This is a genomic window from Cohnella sp. GCM10012308 (assembly GCF_042649185.1).
Lineage (GTDB): Bacteria > Bacillota > Bacilli > Paenibacillales > Paenibacillaceae > Cohnella.
The window spans coordinates 455,130-473,939 of record NZ_JBHRYU010000001.1 but is presented as its reverse complement, the minus strand read 5'-3'; the positions used below and the strand labels follow the sequence as shown (position 1 = coordinate 473,939).

Sequence of the window (18,810 nt, the reverse complement as noted above, 5' to 3'; positions counted from 1 at the left end):
CTTTTGCCGATTCGATTACGTCTTGCGCGAGGGTCTCAACGAATCTCATTATACAGCATTATACGGCAAAGCCGTTATCGCGCGCTTTTTTTACCGATTTCGCACGCGTTTTTGCCATTGTTATATACGCCTTGGAGAAAATTTCCCTCCTTCGGTTGCGTAGGTATGTCGGACGCATGGTATAATGGCAAAAGCAAGCCTCAAGGGCTTTGTTCTTCGTGTAAGCGCATTCGTATACTTAGCATCGGGTTTGCAGCAAATCAACGGGAAGGTGATCGGTAATGACGTTAAGTCAGGATGAAAAAGTGGCCGTAACGGCGACAACCGCAAATCTCGGTTTATATGAGGACGAGGTGCGCAACTTCAATTGGGAGAACATCGAAAATCATTTTTCCTGGTCCAAGACCGGGAAAGTCAATATGGCGTACGAGGCGATCGACCGCCATGTCGAAGAAGGCAGAGGCGGTACGATCGCTTTGCACTATAGCGATGCGCAGCGCGACGAGAGCTATACTTACGCTGATCTGTCGCTGCAGTCCGCACGTTTCGCTAATGTGCTCCGCGGGCTCGGCATCGGCAAGGGCGACCGCGTCTTCATTTTTATGCCGCGCACGCCCGAGCTTTACTTCGCCCTGCTTGGCGCACTGAAGATCGGCGCCGTCGTGGGACCGTTGTTCGAAGCGTTCATGGAGACGGCCGTCCGCGATCGCCTGCAGGACAGCGGCGCAGTCGCAATCGTGACTACGCCGGCGCTCTTGCCGCGCATCTCGCGCGCCGAGTTGCCGGAGCTTAAGCATCTGATCGTGTTCGGCGACGGCGTTGCCGCAGGCGACGGTATCGTCGATTTCAAGACCGAGATGGAAAAAGCGTCCGAGACGGCCGATATCGAATGGCTTGACCGCGAAGACGGGTTGATCCTGCATTATACGTCAGGCTCCACAGGCAAGCCGAAGGGCGTCTACCATGTGCAAAATGCCATGATCCAGCATTATTATACCGGACGCATCGTGCTTGACCTGAAGGAAGGCGACGTCTACTGGTGTACGGCCGATCCGGGCTGGGTAACCGGCACGTCTTACGGCATTTTCGCGCCTTGGCTGAACGGAGCGACGAATGTCATCCGCGGCGGGCGCTTCAGCCCGCAGGATTGGTATGCTACGCTCGAGAAGTACAAGGTTACCGTGTGGTACAGCGCGCCGACCGCATTCCGCATGCTGATGGGCGCCGGCGACGATGCGGTCAGCCCGTTCGATCTGTCCAACCTGCGCCATGTGCTCAGCGTCGGCGAACCGCTGAACCCCGAGGTCGTTCGTTGGGGCCTCAAAGTATACAACCAGCGTATTCACGATACGTGGTGGATGACGGAGACGGGCGGACAGCTCATTTGCAATTATCCGAGCATGGAGATCAAGCCGGGCTCCATGGGTCGGCCGATCCCGGGCGTTCAGGCGGCCATCATCGACGATCAGGGCAACGAGCTGCCTCCGATGCGGATGGGCAACCTTGCGATCCGTACGCCGTGGCCTTCGATGATGCGCAAGGTCTGGAACAATCCGGCCAAGTACGAGGAGTACTTCCGGATCCCGGGCTGGTATGTGTCCGGCGACTCCGCGTACATGGACGAAGAAGGCTACTTCTGGTTCCAGGGCCGGATCGACGACGTCATCAACACGTCCGGCGAGCGCGTCGGGCCGTTCGAGGTCGAGAGCAAGCTGGTCGAGCATCCGGCCGTCGCCGAAGCGGGCGTTATCGGCAAGCCCGATCCGCTCCGCGGCGAGATCATCAAGGCCTTCATCTCGCTGCGCGAAGGCTTCGAGCCTTCCGAGGAGCTGAAGGCGGATATCTCCAAGTTCGTCAAGGTTGGACTGTCCGCGCACGCGGCGCCTCGCGAGATCGAGTTCAAAGACAAACTGCCGAAGACCCGCAGCGGCAAGATCATGCGGCGCGTCCTCAAGGCCTGGGAGCTCAATCTCCCGACCGGCGACCTGTCTACGATCGAAGATTAATAACGTTGAGGGAGGCCGTCCCTTTGGAGAAGCGATACTCCGAGGGGCGGCTTTTTGTGATTAAAGCACGTTTAAAGTCCGCGGCTTCCGCTCATCGCGTCTCACTCCATAGGGAACATTTGTTCTTTCTATAGCAAAATATGGGTTTAATGACTGCTGATTTTTGTGCTTTTTGGTAGGACGAAAAAACTTCGAAAACTGCTCGTGCCCCTGATCGAAGGGGATATGGTTAGAACGCGTCGTACAGTTGAGTTCAATTCATAAGTCAGTCAGAAACATGGCAGTCGCGACTCTAATCATAAAAAATGAGAACGCCGAAACGTCCTCCACAGGGCATCTTGTTTATCGAAGCAGAGGAGCTTGGCTGATCAGACGATAAGAAGAACCGGCTCCTTGCAATATTCGCAGTGTCGCAGCGGATCCCAGGCGTAGAACTTGGTTTCCTTCAATTTGACGAGATCGGGCGCGTTCCGTATTTGTCGACGAAGGTGCCGATCGCGAGCTCCACGGGTTTCTAACTAACTTGCGCGATACCTGATGCAGGGCGCAACGCGCGAATCAAGTTTCGGATATCCGGGCAATTTTCCGATCTTCAAGTAAGGCTTTTCTTGGACGAACAAAAAAACGCTTCGGCAGACGATAACGATACCGAAGCGTTTTTTGTGAACGGATTGAGGCTAACTGTTCTTGACCTCGACGGAAGGCGAGGCGTCGGAGGCCCCGGTATCGTTGACGGCTCGCACGCGATACCAGCCGGCCGTGTTATTGCCGGACAATTCGTACTGGTTCGACTGCGTCGACTCGACACGCCTGTAATTGCCTTTCTCGCTGGCGCTGTACCATACCTCATAGCGCGTTACTTTGTCGGCGTCGGGATTGGCGTTCCAGCTGAGTGTCGTACCGCCTGCCGAAGGTTGAGCGGCGAGACCGGCTGGCGCGGACGGTGCCGCAGGCTGCGCCTGACCGGGATCGTTCGACGGCGTTCCGCCGTTCGTAACCGGATCCGCCGGGCCTGTGCCCTGGCCGTCAAGCGGCGGAACATTGTCATTCGGCTTCGAACCCCCGCCATTGTCAATACCGCCGCTGCCGTTGCCAGCACTGCCACCGCCGCCGCCTCCGGAAGAGGAGGATTCGCTGCGTCCGGATTCGTTGCCTGCGACGTCGACGGCCGTTACGGCGTACCTTACGCTGCCGGAGGACGAATAGTCGATGAAACGGGTGTCTTCGCCGGTCAGCACCGAGCTGCCTGTCTTGACGAACGATCCGCCGTTCACCGAACGGTAGAGCCTGTAGCCGACGACGTCCGCCTGCGGACTTTTGGTGAAGGAGATGCGCGTTTTGCCGCCGCCGAGCTGTTCGACCGTAATATTGCCAGGCGCACTCGGCGCCGAGCCGTCGTCCACGCGCGGATCGGGCTTGGACGGCGCACCGCCAGAGGCATCCTTCGGCAAATAATAGGACAGCGGCTTCCGACTTGAAGCCGGCACTTTGTCGAGCGCGGCTTTCAACTGCTCGATGAGCTCGTCGAGCGGCTTTTCCCGCTTGGTCATGACCGATTCGCGGAGCATGTCTTCGGGCGTCTCCGGCGACGGTTTATAGTTGACGCCGTTGTAAGAGATGTATTTGACGGCGACGAGCGAGTCGTCTTCCTCCGTCGGAATGTATTTCTTGTTGAAAATGTCCGTCACGAGCTTGCCCGCGGACCGGGTGAGATCGGTCGGCAGCTTGCCGCTGACGCTCGACACGGTCATCGAGACGATGCCGTCCGGCTTTTTGAATTCAGTTGTCGGGAAAAGCTCGGGGCGGGCTTCGGTCACTTCATTCATGACCTTGGTCCAGATCTCCCTGGCGCGCGCGTGTCCGTCGGTGGAGAGCGTATTAACCGACTTTTCGTAGCCGGCCCATACGCCCAGCGTGATATCCGGGGTGAAGCCCTCGAACCAGACATCCGCGTAGTTGGAGGTCGTGCCCGTCTTGCCGACAATTGGAATCTTGCCGTAATTTTTAAATCCGTTTTTGACGGATTTGCCCGTTCCGTCCGTAACGACCGTGCGGAGCATATCGGTCATCAGGTATGCGGATTGCTCGGAGACGACGCGCTTGGGCGATGCCTTGTGCTCGATTACGATGTTGCCGTACGAATCCTTCATTTTTTCGATCAGGTACGCATCGTTGAACACGCCTTTGTTGGCGATTGCGCCGTATGCGTTGGTCAGCTCCTCGACGGTGACGCCGTACTTGAGACCGCCGATAACGCCGGTCTGCGCATAGTCGTCTTCCGGCACGAGCGTGGTAATGCCCAGCTGACGCGCGAAGTCCCATGCGCCCTTGATCGTGACCTTGTCGAGAAACACCTTGAGCGCCGGCAGGTTGAGCGATTGGTTAAGCGCGTACCGTGCCGTGACGAGGCCCGAATAACGGTTGTTCGAGTTTTTCGGAATGTGCAGGCTCGAGCCGCTGTTTTTCAAAATGATCGGCGCGTCGTCCAAAATGCTGGCCGGGCTGATGAGTCCTTTGTCGATCGCCGGCAGGTAGGCGCCGATCGGCTTCATGGCCGAGCCTGGCTGCCTCTCCATCTGTGTAGCGAAATTAAGCTGCTCGATATGGAAGTCGCGGCCCTCGATCATGCCGAGAATCGCGCCGGTCTTGTGATCCAGCATGACGGCGGCCGTCTGCTCGACGCCTTTGGTCTTGCTGTCCGGCGAGAAGTTTTTCGGATCCTCCGCTACCTTATGCATCGTGTCGTACACTTTTTTATCGATGGTCGTGGTGATTTTATAGCCTCCGCGCAGGAGCTGCTCGCGCGCGTCTTCGATAAGAGAGGCATTTTCCTTTTTCTTGAGATCGTCGATGGTGAGCGTCGGGTTTTGCTGCAGCACCAGCTGCATGGCGGCCTGGCGTTCGACCTCGAGCATCAGATAAGGATAAGTGTTGTATGCTTTTTCCGTCGGCTTGGCGAGCGAGCTGTAGACGTCGAACCCGATCGCTTCGTCGTACTGCTGCTGATTGATCTTGCCGTATTCTAGCATTTTCTGCAGGACGAGCTTCTGTCTGGCAAGCGCCCGCTTGAAGTTGGCTTCGTTGAAGTCGCCTTTGCCCGTGAAGGCCGAATAAGCGGAAGGACGCTGCGGCAGACCGGCTAGATAAGCCGCCTGCGCCAGATTGATCTTGCTCAAATCCTCGATACCGAAAATTCCTTTGCTGGCGGCCTTGATACCGTACACCTGGTAGCCGGACGCGCCGTTGCCGTAAGGAATTTTGTTCAGGTAGGCGGTGAGGATCTCTTCCTTGCCCAGGAAGCGCTCGAGCCGGAGGGATAAGAAGATCTCCTTGGCCTTGCGGCTTTGCGTCTGGTCGAGGCTGAGGAATACGCGACGCGCCAGCTGTTGCGTGATCGTGCTGCCGCCGGTCTGCACGTCCTCGTTAAGCAGTTGTTGCTTGACGGCGCGGAACAGCCCGTTCGTGTCGACGCCGACATGATTGAAGAAATTTTTGTCCTCGATGGACAGAACCGAATCGATGATGACCTGAGGAATCTTGTCGTACGTGATCGGCTGCCTGTCTTCCTCGGTTCGGAGCTGGCCGATCAGCGTTCCGTCCCGGAAATAGACGAAACCGGTTGCATTGTTTTCGTTGATTTTTTCCTCGATTAACGCTCTCGACCGGATGGGATCGTCCTTGACCAAGGCCGCAATATATCCGCCTATGGCGCCGCCGGCAGCCAGACCTGCCAATACGGCGAAAAATACCAGCCACAATATGGTATAAGTGAACAATTTGGCGGCCATGACCCATGGCGAGCGTTTTTTTCGTTTCGGCTTCTTGGAAGGCTGTTTGGTATCGCTCATTATGTATCCTCCTTCAACAAAACAGTCTTATTATATCACAATAGGCGATTGTTTGACCTCCCGCATCTTCGTTCGATTGCATTCGCGCGCCAGGAAGGGACAAGCTCTTCCAATTTTTTCACCGATTGGCCGATAACAGGAGGGGGCAGAGAAACTTTTGGAAATGCTTGTCGTATGTATTAATGTCGTCGAAAACGGATTCTGGCGCAGAAGGAGAGGGGAAGCGTGGAGATTTTGTTCTGGAGCTGTTTGGCGTTCGGCGTGCTGATGGCATTGGTCACGCTGCTCATCGGCGATCTCGGAGGCGCGTTCGATTTCCTCCCTCACGATCTGTTCGAGCCCGTCGTCCTGGCGGGGGGGATTACGATCTTCGGCGGCGCGGGGCTGCTGCTGGCCCGTTACTCGACTCTTCCGTCCGGAGGCGTGTACGCATGCGCTGCCGCGGCCGCCGCGCTAGGCGGTCTGGCGATGCACTTCGTTTACGTGAGACCGATGAAGAACAGCGAAAATTCGGTCGCGTACTCGATCCGGGATCTGGAGGGAAAACGGGCCGAGGTCATCACGTCCATTCCGGCGGTCGGCTTCGGCGAGGTGCTCGTGCGGGTGGGCGCCGGCAATGCCAATCACATTGCAGAAAGCTTCGACAGCGAAGCGCTGGCCGAAGGAACGAAGGTCGTGGTCGTGCGCGTGAAAGACGACGTGCTCGGCGTATCTCGGCTGGAGTAGCAAAGGAATCATACTTAGGTGAGTAGAGGAGAATGCAAATGCAAACGATTGACGAAGCGCTTTATATCCCGATCATCGTAGTCGCCGTCCTGCTCGTGCTTGGACTCGCGTTTTGGGCGCGATACAAGACGGTGGCGCCGGACCTCGCCATGATCGTGACCGGCTCGTTCCTCGGCAGCAAAAACGTGTCCGTGGACGAATCGGGCCGCCGGATCAAGATCGTGCGGGGCGGAGGCGCTTTTATTTTACCGATATTCCAGCAAGCCCAATTTCTGTCGCTGCTGTCGCACAAGCTCGACGTGAGCACGCCTGAAGTATACACGGAGCAAGGCGTGCCGGTGCTGACCGACGCGGTGGCGATCATCAAGATCGGCGGCGCGGTGGAGGACGTGGCTACGGCTGCCGAGCAGTTCATGGGCAAGCCGACGGATGCGCTTCGCGGCGAAGCGCAAGAGGTGCTCGAGGGCCATCTGCGCGCGATCCTCGGTACGATGACGGTCGAAGAGGTATACCGGAACCGCGAGCGCTTTGCGCAGGAGGTTCAAGGACAGGCGGCGCGCGACTTGAAAAAGATGGGTCTGCAGATCGTTTCGTTCACGATCAAGGACGTCCGCGACAAGCACGGCTACCTCGAGGCGCTTGGCAAGCCGCGGATCGCGGCGGTCAAGCGGGATGCGGATATCGCCGAAGCCCAAGCGATCCGGGACTCGCGGATTCAGAAGGCCGCGGCGGAGGAGCAGGGCCAGAAGGCGGAGCTGCTGCGCGATACCAACGTCGCCGAAGCGACGAAGGAAAAAGAATTGAAGGTCGCTTCCTTTAAAAAGGAATCGGACTTGGCGAAGGCCGAAGCCGACCAAGCCTATTCCATTCAAGAGGCGCGCTCGAAGCAAAGCGTCGTCGAGGAGCAGATGCAGGTCGAGATCGTGCGCAAGGAGCGGGAAATCGATCTGGAGGGGAAGGAGATCCTTCGCCGCGAGAAGCAGTACGACGCCGAGGTCAAGAAAAAAGCCGACGCCGACCGCTATGCGGTCGTACAGGCGGCCGAAGCGGATAAGGCCAGACAGATCAATGAAGCGGATGCCCATAAGTACCGGATCGAGGCAGAGGCCAAGGCGAATGCCGAGCAGAAGCGGCTGAACGGCTTGGCGGAAGCCGAAGCGGCGCGGGCGAAAGGTACGGCCGATGCGGAAGTCGTGCGGCTGCGCGGTCTGGCCGAAGCCGAAGCGAAGGAAAAGCTTGCGCAGGCGTTCGAGAAGTTCGGCGAAGCGGCCGTGCTGGACATTATCGTAAAGATGCTGCCGGAGCTCGCCGGCAAGGTGGCGGAGCCGATCGCGTCGATCGACAAGCTCACCGTCGTCGACACGGGGCACGGCGAAGGGGCGGCGCGCGTCAGCAACTACGTGACTTCGCTTATGGCGACCGCGCCCGAGATGCTGAAAAGCGTGTCCGGCATCGACATCGGGCAGCTCGTCCAGCGCCTGACCAAGCCGGGCAAGCCCGCGCCTGCGACGGCGCCTGCTACCGCGCCGGTGGCGCTGTCGCAGCAGGGAGACGAAACGCAAGGCACAAACGTATAGTCCGGCTGACCGAACTTATCCGTCCTATGAGTGGAACAATGAACAGCCCGTCCGCAGCAGCGGACGGGTTTGTTACGTTTGCGCGTATTGCCAGCCGGCAGATGCGGACCTATATCGTCAATGCGCCGATCCATGCGGCCCCTAGACGTAAATATCGGCCATCTACGACTCCAATAAAAAACGCCCCGGCTGGGCCGGAGCGCATGCTTGCGATGGCAAAACGATTAGCGGCTGTAGAATTCGACGATTTGTTGTTCGTCGATGTCTTGGGACAGCTCTTCGCGGCTAGGCAGACGAAGGTACTTGCCTTCCATAGCGGCTTGGTTGAAGTCCAGGTAGCCGGCGATGTGATGACGGGAATCCGAAGCTTCCTTGATCGCCTTCAGGCCGCGGCTGCGCTCGCGAAGACCGATGATGTCGCCTACTAGTACCGTGTAGGAAGCGATGTCGACCTTCTTGCCGTTCACGGTCACGTGACCGTGCGACACGAGTTGACGCGCGCCTGCGCGGGAATTGGACCAGCCGAGACGGTATACCAGGTTGTCCAGGCGGCTCTCAAGCAGGAACATGAAGTTTTCGCCCGACTTGCCCTTCAGCTTGGAAGCGCGGTCGAACAGGTTGCGGAATTGCTTTTCGTTCAGGCCGTACATGTGGCGCAGCTTTTGCTTTTCAAGCAATTGCTGGCCGTAGCCGCTGATCTTGCGGCGTTGGTTCGCGCCGTGTTGCCCCGGAGGGAACGCACGCTTGAGGTCTTTGCCGGTACCGCTCAGGGAAATGCCGAGGCGGCGGCTTAGTTTAAATTTAGGACCGGTATATCTGGACATGAATGTGTGACTCCTTTTTCAAAAGGGAATTTTTTGAAAATGGGTTGTCGTTGCGCCGAACGCATTCCATAAAGAAGAGAATCTTCTTCCCGGCAAGAAGTTCAGCCGCTGCCCGCCGAGGGAACCGTTCGTGAGGGTGACACAAACAAAGAGCCCAATGTTCAACTATAAATATTATAAGAAAAACAAGGCGAATGTCAAGGTCGTCACGCTTACAGCTGGACAACTTAAATGGTGCTTGCTTTTTTCGGAAAATAAGCGCGTTGTATAAGTGTCGAGACGCAAGACACAAGTCCCGATATTTGCTCGCTTTCTAGTGCAAAAATCACGAGTCCATTGTATAGTTAATATAGAAGCGCGGCGGGGAGGGTCCGGGATGGTTCAACCAAGGGAAAATTTAGACTCGGTTCGACATCATCATCACGCTGGGGTCGAGCTCAAGCGCGCTACGGATGACTTGCCGTCTTGGATAGCGGGACAGGATCTAACGGAAGCCGATCTTCCTTATATACATGAGCTGCTGCAAAAAAGCTTTGGCGATTGGGTCGAGCAGAGCGAGGGCTTTCCATGGCTGTCCGGATGGCCGATCGTGCTCGTTCACCCCGATTATGCCGAAGTCGCCGTCGCCGGCGCATCCGCGAACGCCGGTCTGCCGGCCTCGTGGCGACTCGAGGCAGCGGGGCCTACGGCGGCCGGCATGGCGCTCGAGTCGTGCCGGCCCGCGCTCATGCGCGCGGAGGAGCACGTTCATCCCGCGCTGAGAAGCCGGGATACGCTTGCCGTTCCGATATTCAGCCGCTCCACCGGGTTCGTGTGCGCGGCGATCGTCTGCGCGGCGCCGGCCGGCGCCGCGGGTGCCGGAGAGCTCAAGCTCCTTCAGGCAGCGGCGCTGCATATCAAGAGCTGTCTGTACCGCCGTTTTGAGCATCTGTTCGTCGAGAGCCAGCTGCACGCGTCCAATCGCGCCAAGCGGGAAGACCGGCGCAAGGACCGGCTGCTGGAGATCATGCGGCGGATGAACGACCACATCGACGTGGAGAACGTGCTGGCAGAGGTGTTCAGCAGTCTCGAGCAGATGTATCCGACGTGCAGAACGAACCTCTTTTTGTCGCAAGATTACAGCAGCATCAACGAGCGCGTGCAGCCGCTCGCCTTTCATCACCAGGACATGGACTTGTGCTGGAGAGCGTTCATGGACGGCGAGCAGCGCGAGGACGGCGTCGGCGAGTATCGCCGGATCGCGTTTCCGCTGGCGGGCAAGCAGGGCGTATACGGCGTGCTCCGGCTCGATCTGTCGGCCGAGCCGTTCGACGATCTCGACATGCGCTTCGTCTCGACGCTGACGAGCGGTGCCGGCACCGCCTTCGAGAAGGCGCGGATGCACGAGCAGGCGAACGTGCTGATCGGAGAGCTGCGTCTGATCAACGAGCTGACACAGCGCCTCAACAGCAGCCTTCGCCTGTCGGACACGATTCAGTTCGCTACGTCCGAGCTGATGTCTATTTTTAATGCGGACTTTTGTTTCATCATGCAGCTCGACATGCAGCTGAATCACTTCAGCGTCATCTCGTCCAACGTGCCCGAGCTGAACAACGACGTTTTCACGATCGATTACGGCTTTTGCGGCGTCATGCTGGCGACCAAGGAGCCGATTATTCTGTCGGATTACCATTCGGCGACGCCGGTCAGATCCCGGCTGCTCGAATCGACGCGCTCGCGCTCGCTGATCGCTTCTCCGCTGCTGCTGAACGGCGAAGTGATCGGCGCCATCATGGTCACGCATCGTCAGCCGAATCATTTTTCCTACGAGAACTACAAGCTGCTGCAGGTGTTGTCCGCGCATATCGGGCTGGCGGTGTCGAATTCGTCGCTGCACGCAGAAGTTCGGCGAATGGTCATCACGGACAATCTGACGGGACTGTACGCGCGCCATTATTTGAACGAACGGATTCAGCGCAAGCAGGAGAAGGACGCGTCGGGCTCGCTGATCGTCGTCGACATCGACCATTTCAAGAAAATCAACGATACGTACGGTCATCAGGTGGGCGACGCGATTCTGATCCAAGTCAGTTCCATCATCCGCAGCGCGATCCGGGAGAGCGATATCGCTGCGCGTTGGGGCGGCGAAGAGCTCGCCATCTATTTGCCGCAGCTGAGTCTCGATCAGACGCTCAAGGTGGCCGAGAGGATCCGCAGCCGCGTAGAGGAGGAGACCGCGCCCAAGGTGACGGTGTCGTGCGGCGTGTCGGAGTGGTCCGCAGGCGACGAGCGGATCAGCGTCGAATCGCTGTTCTACCGCGCGGATATGGCGCTGTACGAAGCCAAGCACCAGGGCCGCAACTGCGTGACGGTCGGCTGACCGCAGCCGGCGGCGCGTCCAAGGACAAGTCGGAGGAGATTCCTCCGCTTGTCCTTTTTGGCATTCCGGCATTTTTAAATATGATATCCGCGGTGGTACAATGTTAGCACGCTTAAGACATCAGACAATCGGAGGTCGTATCGATGCGCGACGCGCGAATTCAACAATTGGCGGCTAATTTGGCCGGATATTCCGTTAACGTGCAGCCGGGCGAGCATGTGCTGATCGAGATGATCGGACCGGAGCGCGAGCTGCTCAAGGCGCTCGTCGAGGAGGTCGCGAAGCGGGGCGGATACCCGCACGTGGAGATCGAGGACCGCTCCGTCACGCGGGAGCTGCTGCGTCATGCCCGCCCCGAGATGGTCGAGACGTGGGCCGCGTACGAGATGGACCGGATGAAGCGCATGCAGGGCTATATCGGCATCCGCTCCGGGGACAACGTGAACGAGCTGTCCGACGTGCCCAAGGACAAAATGGCGCTCTTCGACAGCATGCATCGTCACCCGATCCATCTGGAGCAGCGCGTCAAGCATACCAAATGGGTCGTGCTCCGCTATCCGAACGCCTCGATGGCGCAGCTGTCGGGCCGTTCCACCGAAGCGTTCGAAGACTTTTACTTCGACGTCTGCAATCTCGATTACGCTAAAATGGACAAAGCGATGGATCCCCTCCACGAGCTGATGAAAAAGACGGACAAGGTGCGGATCGCGGGGCCGGGCACCGAGCTGTCCTTTTCAATAAGGGACATCGGCGCTAAAAAGTGCGCCGGCGCCCGCAATATTCCGGACGGCGAAGTGTACTCGTGTCCGATCCGCGATTCGGTAAACGGCACGATCGCCTACAATACGCCGAGCGTTTACAACGGATTCGCTTATGAAAACATCACATTCACGTTCGAAAACGGGAGAATCGTCCAAGCGACCGCGAACGACAACGAGCGGATCAACGCGCTGCTCGACACCGACGAAGGCGCACGTTATATCGGCGAGTTCAGCCTCGGATTCAATCCGTACATCCTTCACCCGATGAAGGATACGCTTTTCGACGAGAAAATCGCCGGAAGCCTGCATTTCACGCCGGGACAGGCCTACGAGGATTGCGACAACGGCAACCGCTCGGCCATTCATTGGGATCTCGTCCTCATTCAGCGCCCCGAGTACGGCGGCGGCGAGATCTATTTCGACGACAAGTTGATTCGCAAGGACGGACTGTTCGTCCTGCCCGAGCTGGAGGGATTAAATCCGGACAACCTGAAATGAAGCGTTTACCCCTTGCCACCGTTCCGCGATACAGAGTATGATGGGTAATGAAATCGTGAACCCTAATTCTTGGAGGGATTGCCTTGACCAACAACGCTGCAATCGTGGAATTGTCACAAACTGCGAACAAGTTCCGCTCTTCGATCGTGCTTCAAGCGGACAACAAGTACATCGACGTTAAAAGTATTCTGGGCCTTTTCACCACGCTCGTAGGCGGACATGCTTATGAGCTGCACGTCCACGGTCCCGATGCGGACGAGGCGAAGAAGGAGCTCGGCGAAGTGTTCGCCAAGCACAGCCTGAACGTCACGATCGTCGACTGACGCCTCCGGGCGAATCGTACCCCGGCATTGCCCATATCGGCTTCCCCCGTCCATGCGGACGGGGTGTTTGTCTTCAAGGGACCTTTCGCCAATCGTACATATCCGGGCAGCTCGCTGCCCCCACCAGGAGATGCAGACTATCCATGACCGATTCACTGCTAGGGCTTGTGTTCGAATACGGTTACGTCGGATTGTTTCTCGCGATGGCGCTCGGCTTGGTCGGCATCCCCGTACCGGACGAAGCGCTGCTGACCGCGGCTGGCTACCTGATGGCGCAAGGGCATCTGAAGCTTGGCTTCACGATGCTGGCGGCCATCGGCGGCAGCTTGACGGGCATGTCCCTGAGCTACTTGCTCGGCAGGTGGCTCGGACGGCCGCTGCTGACGAGGCTAGGACCGCTGATGCGCCTGACGCCGGATAAGCTCGCGAGGCACGAGGCGCGCTTCTCCAAGTGGGGGCATGTCCTCGTGCTTGTCGGCTACTTCGTGCCCGGCCTTAGGCATATGACCGCTTTGTTCATCGGACTCGGCAAGCATCCGTACCGGCCGTTCCTGTTCTACGCTTCGCTGGGCGCGCTCGTTTGGGCAAGTACGTTTGAGCTGATCGGCGTGCTTCTCGGCGAGCACTGGCGGGAGAGCGCCCTCTTCGTGCAACGCGAAGCGGTAATGGCGTTTGCGCTGCTCGTCGGCATGGGCGGTCTGCTTCTTCTTGTCAGGCGCTTCTCGCTGCGGCGGAATAACGGCTGAAGCGATCTTTTTGCTGGCGCCTGCCGCCTTCTTTCTCCTTCCCGTCCTTGTGCTTGGGCCGCTTTTCGTCTAATATGAGTAGTGAAGCATTATATCGCGTATAAAAGGCGGCTTTGCCGTTTGTAATTGAATCGGCATGATTGGCACAGGGGGAGTGGGAATGGCTTCATCGGATGTCATGTTGAATCTGAACGAGAAGGCGCTTCGCCTCCTTCAGGACGACGCCGGCAAGATCGAGAAACTGATCGCCATCCAAATGGAGAACCTGGCGACCCGCAAATGCCCGCTTTATGAAGAAGTGCTGGACACTCAAATGTACGGCTTTTCTCGGGCGGTCGATTTTGCGGTACGTGCGGGTCTCGTAGAAGAAGCGGAAGGCAAGCAACTGATCAGCCAATTGGAGCGCAACCTGGCGCTGTTATACGAAGCAATGGCGCAGAAGGCCGAGCTCGACGCCTGATTGTTTACGCAAAAAGACCCTTTCTTTCGGCCGGCTGCCGAGAGAAAGGGTCTTTCTTTTTTTTTGCTTAGATAAAGTAAAAAGCGACGCCGAGCATGATATAGACAAGGAGCAGCAGCTTGCCTTCGTACCAGGTCGTGGACCCGTCGCGCGATACCGAGGTCGTGATCAGCGCCGCCACGGCGATCGCCGCGATCTCGACGGTGGTGAAGATCAGGTCCATCTGCTCCGTGAACAGGAGGCTGACGAAGACGAGAACCGGGGCGACGAACAGGGCGATCTGGAGACTGCTGCCTACGGCGATCTCGACGGCTGCGCCCATTTTGTTTTTCATGGCGAGCATGATCGCAGCGCTGTGTTCGGCCGCGTTGCCGATGATGGCTACGATAAACGCGCCTACGAACAGCTCGGACATGCCGTAATCGGCGGTGAACGTATGAAGCGTGCCGACCAGCCATTCGCTGACGAAGGCGACCATCACGGTTGCAACAACCAAGAACAGGATGGAGCGGCTCTTGGACCAGGTAGGGACCTCGCCGTGAGCGGCCTGCGTGTCCGCGTGATCTTCCAGGAAGCTTTTGTGCGTGATCATCGAATAGATCAGCCAGCCGACGTAGGCGACGATGAGGAGGCCGGCGACGATCTCGCTCATCCTGAACGCGTCGGTACCGCCGATATGCTCCGTTTTGACGAAGATCGCCGGCACGAACAGCGCGATTACGGCAAGCAGCATAAGCGAAGCGTTCTGACCAGCCAGATGGACGTTGAACTTCTGCTCCTTGAACTTGAGCCCGCCGGCAAACGCGCTGGCGCCCAGAACTAGCAGCAGGTTGCCGATAATGGAGCCGGTGAGACTCGCCTTTACCATTTCGAACAGGCCTTCCTTGACAAGGAAAATGGCGATGATGAGCTCTGCCGCATTGCCGAACGTCGCGTTGAGAAATCCGCCAAGTCGTTGTCCGGCATAATGGGAGACGGCTTCCGTCGACTTGCCGAGAAAGCCTGCGACGAATACGACCGCGATCGCCGATACGACAAACTGGAACACCGTGTTCATGTGCGCATAATGCGCGATGGCGCTTAGCACGAAAAAGACGGCCAAGAGCGGGAAAAACAGCTTTTTCAAATGGGGACACCTCGCGTCGGAAAAATATGTATCGGACCGGCATTTCTTAATATATCCAATGCGGACCTACTTGTACAATACCCAATTGGTTGCGCGAGCCTTCATCTTCCATTACAATGTAGTCAATATCTTAACGGGAGCGTGGTCCGCGGATGAGCGAACAACTGCAAGAAGGCCTCATACGAATCTCCGACGACGTCGTCGCGACGATCGCCGGCCTGGCCGCGCTGGAGACGCCCGGCGTCGCTGCAATGTCCGGCGGGATGTCCGAGGGCCTGGCCAAGCGTCTGAGCGGCAAAAACGCGCAGAAGGGCGTATCCGTCGAAGTCGGTCAACTCGAGGCCGCCATCGATCTGCGCATCGTCGTGCTTTATGGCAGCCCGATCCAGGAAGTCGGCCGCCGCCTTCAAGAGAACGTACGCGAAGCCGTAGAGAATATGACGGGCCTGCGCGTCGTCGAAGTGAACGTCAAGGTCGAAGGGGTCGCCTTCAAGGACGAAGCCGGCGCCGAACAGGAAGAAGCGCTCACCGTTCGGGTCAAGTGAACGCGGCGCCAATACATAAAGCATAAAGGCAACAAAAAAAGCGCATCGCTGCTCATACGTGCAGCGACGCGCTTTTTTTGCGTGGTTCCGGGCGCTGGACCAAGGCCCGGTTGTACTCTCTGGAAATGCTGAGCAGGATGCCCATCCCGATCATCAGGGACAATAGCGAGGAGCCCCCGTAACTGATGAACGGCAGCGTGACCCCCGTCATCGGAATCGCGTTGCTGACGCCGCCCATATTGATAAGCGCCTGAATGCCGATGAGCGATACGAGGCCGACGCCCACGAGCGTGCCGTAAATGTCGGGGCAGCGCAGCGAGACGATCAGCGCACGCCAGAGGAACAGCATGTAAAAAATTAAAAATAGCGTCACGCCGAAAAAGCCGAGCTCTTCCGCGATGACCGAAAAGATGAAGTCGTTATAGGCTTCGGGCAAATAAAACAGCTTCTGCACGCTGTTGCCGAGGCCCGCGCCCCAGAAGCCGCCGTGACCGAACGCCTCGAGCGAACGGAGCAACTGCAGGCCGTTGCCTTGCGGATCCGAGAACGGATCGCGGTATGCGGTAATCCGCTCCATCCGATATCCGCCGTCGTGTCCGGTGGCGAGGAAGTAGATGCTGATCACGAGCGCGGCCAGACCGCCGAGGACGACTGCGGACAACAGCACTTGCTTCAGGTTGGCGCCGCCCGCGACGATAATGATCGTCGCCGTAAGCAGCAGGATGACGCTCGAGCCGAAGTCGGGCTGCAAAATGATCAGGCCGACGATAAAGCCCACCACGATCATGACGGGGAGCAGTCCCCGCTTGAATTCGCGGAACTTGTCCTGCTTCTTCGTGATAATCGCCGACAGATACAGGATCACGGCGAGCTTGGCCAGCTCCGTGGGCTGAATGCCTACCCCCGCGAAGCGAATCCAGCTGCTCGCGCCGTTGATCGCCGAGAAAAACGGCACCATGATGAGCAGCATGATCGTGAATAGCATAAGGGGCAAAAAGAGCTTCTTGAACTTGGCGTACGGCACGTTCATGATGACGAGCATCAGGAACGTGCCGAGTCCCGCAAACATGAACTGCCGCTTGGTGAAGTATAGCGCGTCGTTGCCGAACTTCTCCGTCGCCCCGGCCATGCTGGAGCTCGCGCTGAAAACCATGACCAGACCGAAACCGACCAGCGCCAGCGTCAAAATCATCAGCAGAAAGTCGGGTGCGCCCCGCGAGCCTTCGGAGGTCTTCATCTGTCGCTCCGGAAGGTCAAGCGAGCAGCTGTCTGAGCTCGTTCAGGCGCAGGGTAGCGGTGTTGAGGATGGGCTGTGGCACCGGAGACTCGTACTCCAGGCCGTGCGGGAACGTCGCGCGTCCGATATAGACCGCTTCGATCGCCAGGATCGCGTCCGGATTCTCCAGCCGGCCTTCGACGGCGCGCGTGCTGAAGCGCAGGAAGTAGTCGCTGTTCGTGCCTGCGTCGGTCAGCTTCAAATCGTATGTAGCGCGCGTATATTCCCACTGCCAGCGGATGAAGCCCACTTTTTCGGCCGATTCGTCCAGCGTAGCCAGATCGATCTGCGTTCCGTTCAATCCGGTATTTTCAATTAACATCCCAAGTTCCTCCTTTAAAAATGCGGCAAGGCTTGTTTCCACCCTCCATCATAGACGGTTTGGACACCTTCTGCAAGCGTTCTTCCGCCCTGCCGCAAGCGTCGGAAGAGGCCGGCGGCGTGTCGGATCGGGGCGCGATCTGTTACAATAGAAAACAATGAAGAGCCATGGAGAGGAGACGGACGCTGTGGGAATCGATGAACAACAATTGCATTTGCTGCACGGGCAAGCCGTCGAATGGCGCAGGCATCTGCACAAGCATCCCGAGCTGTCCTTCAAGGAAACGAATACCGCGGCGATGATCGCAGATCTGCTGGAGTCCTGGGGGCTCGACGTCAGGCGCGGAGCGTCCGGTACGGGCGTCATCGCCAAGCTGGTGGGGGGGCTGCCCGGCAGAACCGTCGCCTTGCGCGCCGACATCGACGCGCTGCCCATTCAGGACGCCAAGGACGTCGCGTATGCGTCAACCGTCCCCGGCGTCATGCATGCCTGCGGACACGACGGACATACCGCGCAGCTGCTGGCGGCAGCCAAGTATTATGCGGACAACCGGGAGGCCACGGCAGGGACGCGCGTATTCTTGTTCCAGCCGGCCGAGGAGGTGCTCCCCGGCGGCGCGGTCGGCATGATCGCGGACGGCGCGCTGGACGGGGTGGACGTCATATACGGCATCCATTTGTGGACGCCGCTGCCCGTCGGCACGATCGCGACCCGGCCGGGCCCGCTAATGGCCGAGCCAGACGAGTTCGAGATCGAGATCCGCGGCCGCGGCGGCCATGGCGGGCTGCCGCACGAGGCCAGGGACGCGCTGGTCGCGGGCGCCCACCTGGTCGTCGCCCTGCAGACCGTCGTCTCGCGCAGCGTCGATCCGCTGGAGGCCGCGGTGCTGTCGATCGGGCAGTTCCGCGCCGGCACGGCGCGCAACGTCATCGCGGACAACTGCAAGCTGAGCGGCACCGTTCGCAGCTTCGACCCGCGCGTCCGCGAGCTCGTGCGCAGCCGGATGGACGACATCATCCGTCACGCCTGCGGGCAGCACGGGGTCGATTATACGTTCGAATTTTACGAAGGCTACCCGCCGGTCGTGAACGATCCGCTGGAAGCGGCTCGCGTCCTGCGCGTCGCCGCGGAGGCGCATGACGAAGGCGAGGTTCGCGAGTGCGAACGCATCATGGCGGGCGAGGATTTTTCCTATTACTTGCAAGAGAGACCCGGCTGCTTTTTCTTCGTCGGCGCAGGCCGTGCTGACGGTTCGTCCGCGCCGCACCATCACCCGGGCTTCGATATCGACGAACGCGCGATAAGGCATGCGATTAAGCTGCTGATCGCGGTGGCTGACGATGCCGCGGCGGATACGGCCGAGGCGTAACGTTAGGGGAGCAAGACGCCTTCGGCAAGGACAAACAGGCTGCT

The 18,810-nt window shown here is 58.6% G+C and carries 15 protein-coding genes; 10 read left to right on the top strand and 5 right to left on the bottom strand.

All coding sequences use genetic code 11. The features are described from left to right. Positions 1–281: 281 nt before the first annotated feature. A complete protein-coding gene (acsA, locus tag ACFOTD_RS02200) occupies positions 282–2,006 on the top strand; it encodes an acetate--CoA ligase (RefSeq protein WP_378115287.1) in 1,725 nt (574 codons plus the stop codon). Positions 2,007–2,683: 677 nt separating this feature from the next. Here acsA and ACFOTD_RS02195 read toward each other — a convergent pair. Continuing rightward, positions 2,684–5,854, bottom strand: coding sequence for a transglycosylase domain-containing protein (locus ACFOTD_RS02195; protein WP_378115285.1), 3,171 nt, complete (start codon positions 5,852–5,854; stop codon positions 2,684–2,686). A 225-nt stretch (positions 5,855–6,079) separates the two neighbouring features. Between ACFOTD_RS02195 and ACFOTD_RS02190 the strand changes: the two genes are divergently transcribed. Together ACFOTD_RS02190 and ACFOTD_RS02185 are read left to right on the top strand one after the other, a co-directional pair. After that, positions 6,080–6,580: an NfeD family membrane protein gene (locus ACFOTD_RS02190; protein WP_378115283.1), complete on the top strand. Its 501-nt coding sequence runs from the start codon at positions 6,080–6,082 to the stop codon at positions 6,578–6,580. Between the two features lie 38 nt (positions 6,581–6,618). Continuing rightward, entirely contained in the window at positions 6,619–8,157 is a 1,539-nt protein-coding gene (locus tag ACFOTD_RS02185) for a flotillin lipid rafts scaffold protein FloT (RefSeq protein WP_378115281.1), read from the top strand. Between the two features lie 224 nt (positions 8,158–8,381). Here ACFOTD_RS02185 and rpsD read toward each other — a convergent pair whose 3' ends face one another. Then, entirely contained in the window at positions 8,382–8,981 is a 600-nt protein-coding gene (rpsD, locus tag ACFOTD_RS02180; RefSeq protein ID WP_378115279.1) for a 30S ribosomal protein S4, read from the bottom strand. Between the two features lie 376 nt (positions 8,982–9,357). Here rpsD and ACFOTD_RS02175 point away from each other — a divergent pair, with 376 nt between their 5' ends. The 5 genes from ACFOTD_RS02175 to ACFOTD_RS02155 all read left to right on the top strand — a co-directional run bounded on the left by ACFOTD_RS02175 (position 9,358) and on the right by ACFOTD_RS02155 (position 14,128). After that, complete coding sequence (locus tag ACFOTD_RS02175; RefSeq protein WP_378115277.1) at positions 9,358–11,340, top strand: GGDEF domain-containing protein; 1,983 nt, start codon at positions 9,358–9,360, stop codon at positions 11,338–11,340. Between the two features lie 143 nt (positions 11,341–11,483). Further along, the gene (locus ACFOTD_RS02170) at positions 11,484–12,599 is read left to right on the top strand and encodes an aminopeptidase (protein WP_378115275.1); all 1,116 of its coding nucleotides are present in this window, start codon (positions 11,484–11,486) and stop codon (positions 12,597–12,599) included. A gap of 83 nt (positions 12,600–12,682) precedes the next feature. Next, positions 12,683–12,922 (top strand): HPr family phosphocarrier protein, encoded by a 240-nt coding sequence (locus ACFOTD_RS02165; protein ID WP_271749424.1) that lies wholly within the window; start codon positions 12,683–12,685, stop codon positions 12,920–12,922. A gap of 143 nt (positions 12,923–13,065) precedes the next feature. Next, on the top strand, positions 13,066–13,668 hold the full coding sequence (locus tag ACFOTD_RS02160) for a DedA family protein (RefSeq protein ID WP_378115272.1): 603 nt from the start codon (positions 13,066–13,068) through the stop codon (positions 13,666–13,668). A 160-nt stretch (positions 13,669–13,828) separates the two neighbouring features. Continuing rightward, positions 13,829–14,128, top strand: coding sequence for an Fpa/YlaN family protein (locus tag ACFOTD_RS02155; RefSeq protein WP_378115270.1), 300 nt, complete (start codon positions 13,829–13,831; stop codon positions 14,126–14,128). Positions 14,129–14,195: 67 nt separating this feature from the next. Here ACFOTD_RS02155 and cax read toward each other — a convergent pair whose 3' ends face one another. Further along, positions 14,196–15,254, bottom strand: a complete 1,059-nt coding sequence (gene cax, locus ACFOTD_RS02150; protein ID WP_378115268.1) for a calcium/proton exchanger — start codon at positions 15,252–15,254, stop codon at positions 14,196–14,198. A 152-nt stretch (positions 15,255–15,406) separates the two neighbouring features. Between cax and ACFOTD_RS02145 the strand changes: the two genes are divergently transcribed. Next, the gene (locus tag ACFOTD_RS02145; protein WP_378115266.1) at positions 15,407–15,799 is read left to right on the top strand and encodes an Asp23/Gls24 family envelope stress response protein; all 393 of its coding nucleotides are present in this window, start codon (positions 15,407–15,409) and stop codon (positions 15,797–15,799) included. 52 nt (positions 15,800–15,851) lie between these two features. Here the strand turns inward: ACFOTD_RS02145 and ftsW are convergent, their stop codons facing one another. Beyond that, positions 15,852–17,036 (bottom strand): putative lipid II flippase FtsW, encoded by a 1,185-nt coding sequence (gene ftsW / locus ACFOTD_RS02140; protein WP_378115265.1) that lies wholly within the window; start codon positions 17,034–17,036, stop codon positions 15,852–15,854. Positions 17,037–17,052: 16 nt separating this feature from the next. After that, positions 17,053–17,397 carry a YugN family protein gene (locus ACFOTD_RS02135; protein ID WP_282909305.1) on the bottom strand — a complete coding sequence of 115 codons (345 nt, stop codon included), beginning with the start codon at positions 17,395–17,397 and terminating at the stop codon, positions 17,053–17,055. Between the two features lie 157 nt (positions 17,398–17,554). Between ACFOTD_RS02135 and ACFOTD_RS02130 the strand changes: the two genes are divergently transcribed. Next, positions 17,555–18,766, top strand: a complete 1,212-nt coding sequence (locus ACFOTD_RS02130; protein WP_378115263.1) for a M20 metallopeptidase family protein — start codon at positions 17,555–17,557, stop codon at positions 18,764–18,766. The last annotated feature ends 44 nt before the right edge of the window (positions 18,767–18,810 follow it).

Excerpts from the sequence above, each read along its gene's own strand:
- acsA (WP_378115287.1), top strand. The coding sequence starts at position 282 with ATGACGTTAAGTCAGGATGAAAAAGTGGCCGTAACGGCGACAACCGCA.
- ACFOTD_RS02195 (WP_378115285.1), bottom strand. The coding sequence starts at position 5,854 with ATGAGCGATACCAAACAGCCTTCCAAGAAGCCGAAACGAAAAAAACGC.
- ACFOTD_RS02185 (WP_378115281.1), top strand. The coding sequence starts at position 6,619 with ATGCAAACGATTGACGAAGCGCTTTATATCCCGATCATCGTAGTCGCC.
- rpsD (WP_378115279.1), bottom strand. The coding sequence starts at position 8,981 with ATGTCCAGATATACCGGTCCTAAATTTAAACTAAGCCGCCGCCTCGGC.
- ACFOTD_RS02175 (WP_378115277.1), top strand. The coding sequence starts at position 9,358 with ATGGTTCAACCAAGGGAAAATTTAGACTCGGTTCGACATCATCATCAC.
- ACFOTD_RS02170 (WP_378115275.1), top strand. The coding sequence starts at position 11,484 with ATGCGCGACGCGCGAATTCAACAATTGGCGGCTAATTTGGCCGGATAT.
- ACFOTD_RS02160 (WP_378115272.1), top strand. The coding sequence starts at position 13,066 with ATGACCGATTCACTGCTAGGGCTTGTGTTCGAATACGGTTACGTCGGA.
- ACFOTD_RS02155 (WP_378115270.1), top strand. The coding sequence starts at position 13,829 with ATGGCTTCATCGGATGTCATGTTGAATCTGAACGAGAAGGCGCTTCGC.
- ACFOTD_RS02145 (WP_378115266.1), top strand. The coding sequence starts at position 15,407 with ATGAGCGAACAACTGCAAGAAGGCCTCATACGAATCTCCGACGACGTC.
- ftsW (WP_378115265.1), bottom strand. The coding sequence starts at position 17,036 with ATGAAGACCTCCGAAGGCTCGCGGGGCGCACCCGACTTTCTGCTGATG.
- ACFOTD_RS02135 (WP_282909305.1), bottom strand. The coding sequence starts at position 17,397 with ATGTTAATTGAAAATACCGGATTGAACGGAACGCAGATCGATCTGGCT.
- ACFOTD_RS02130 (WP_378115263.1), top strand. The coding sequence starts at position 17,555 with ATGAAGAGCCATGGAGAGGAGACGGACGCTGTGGGAATCGATGAACAA.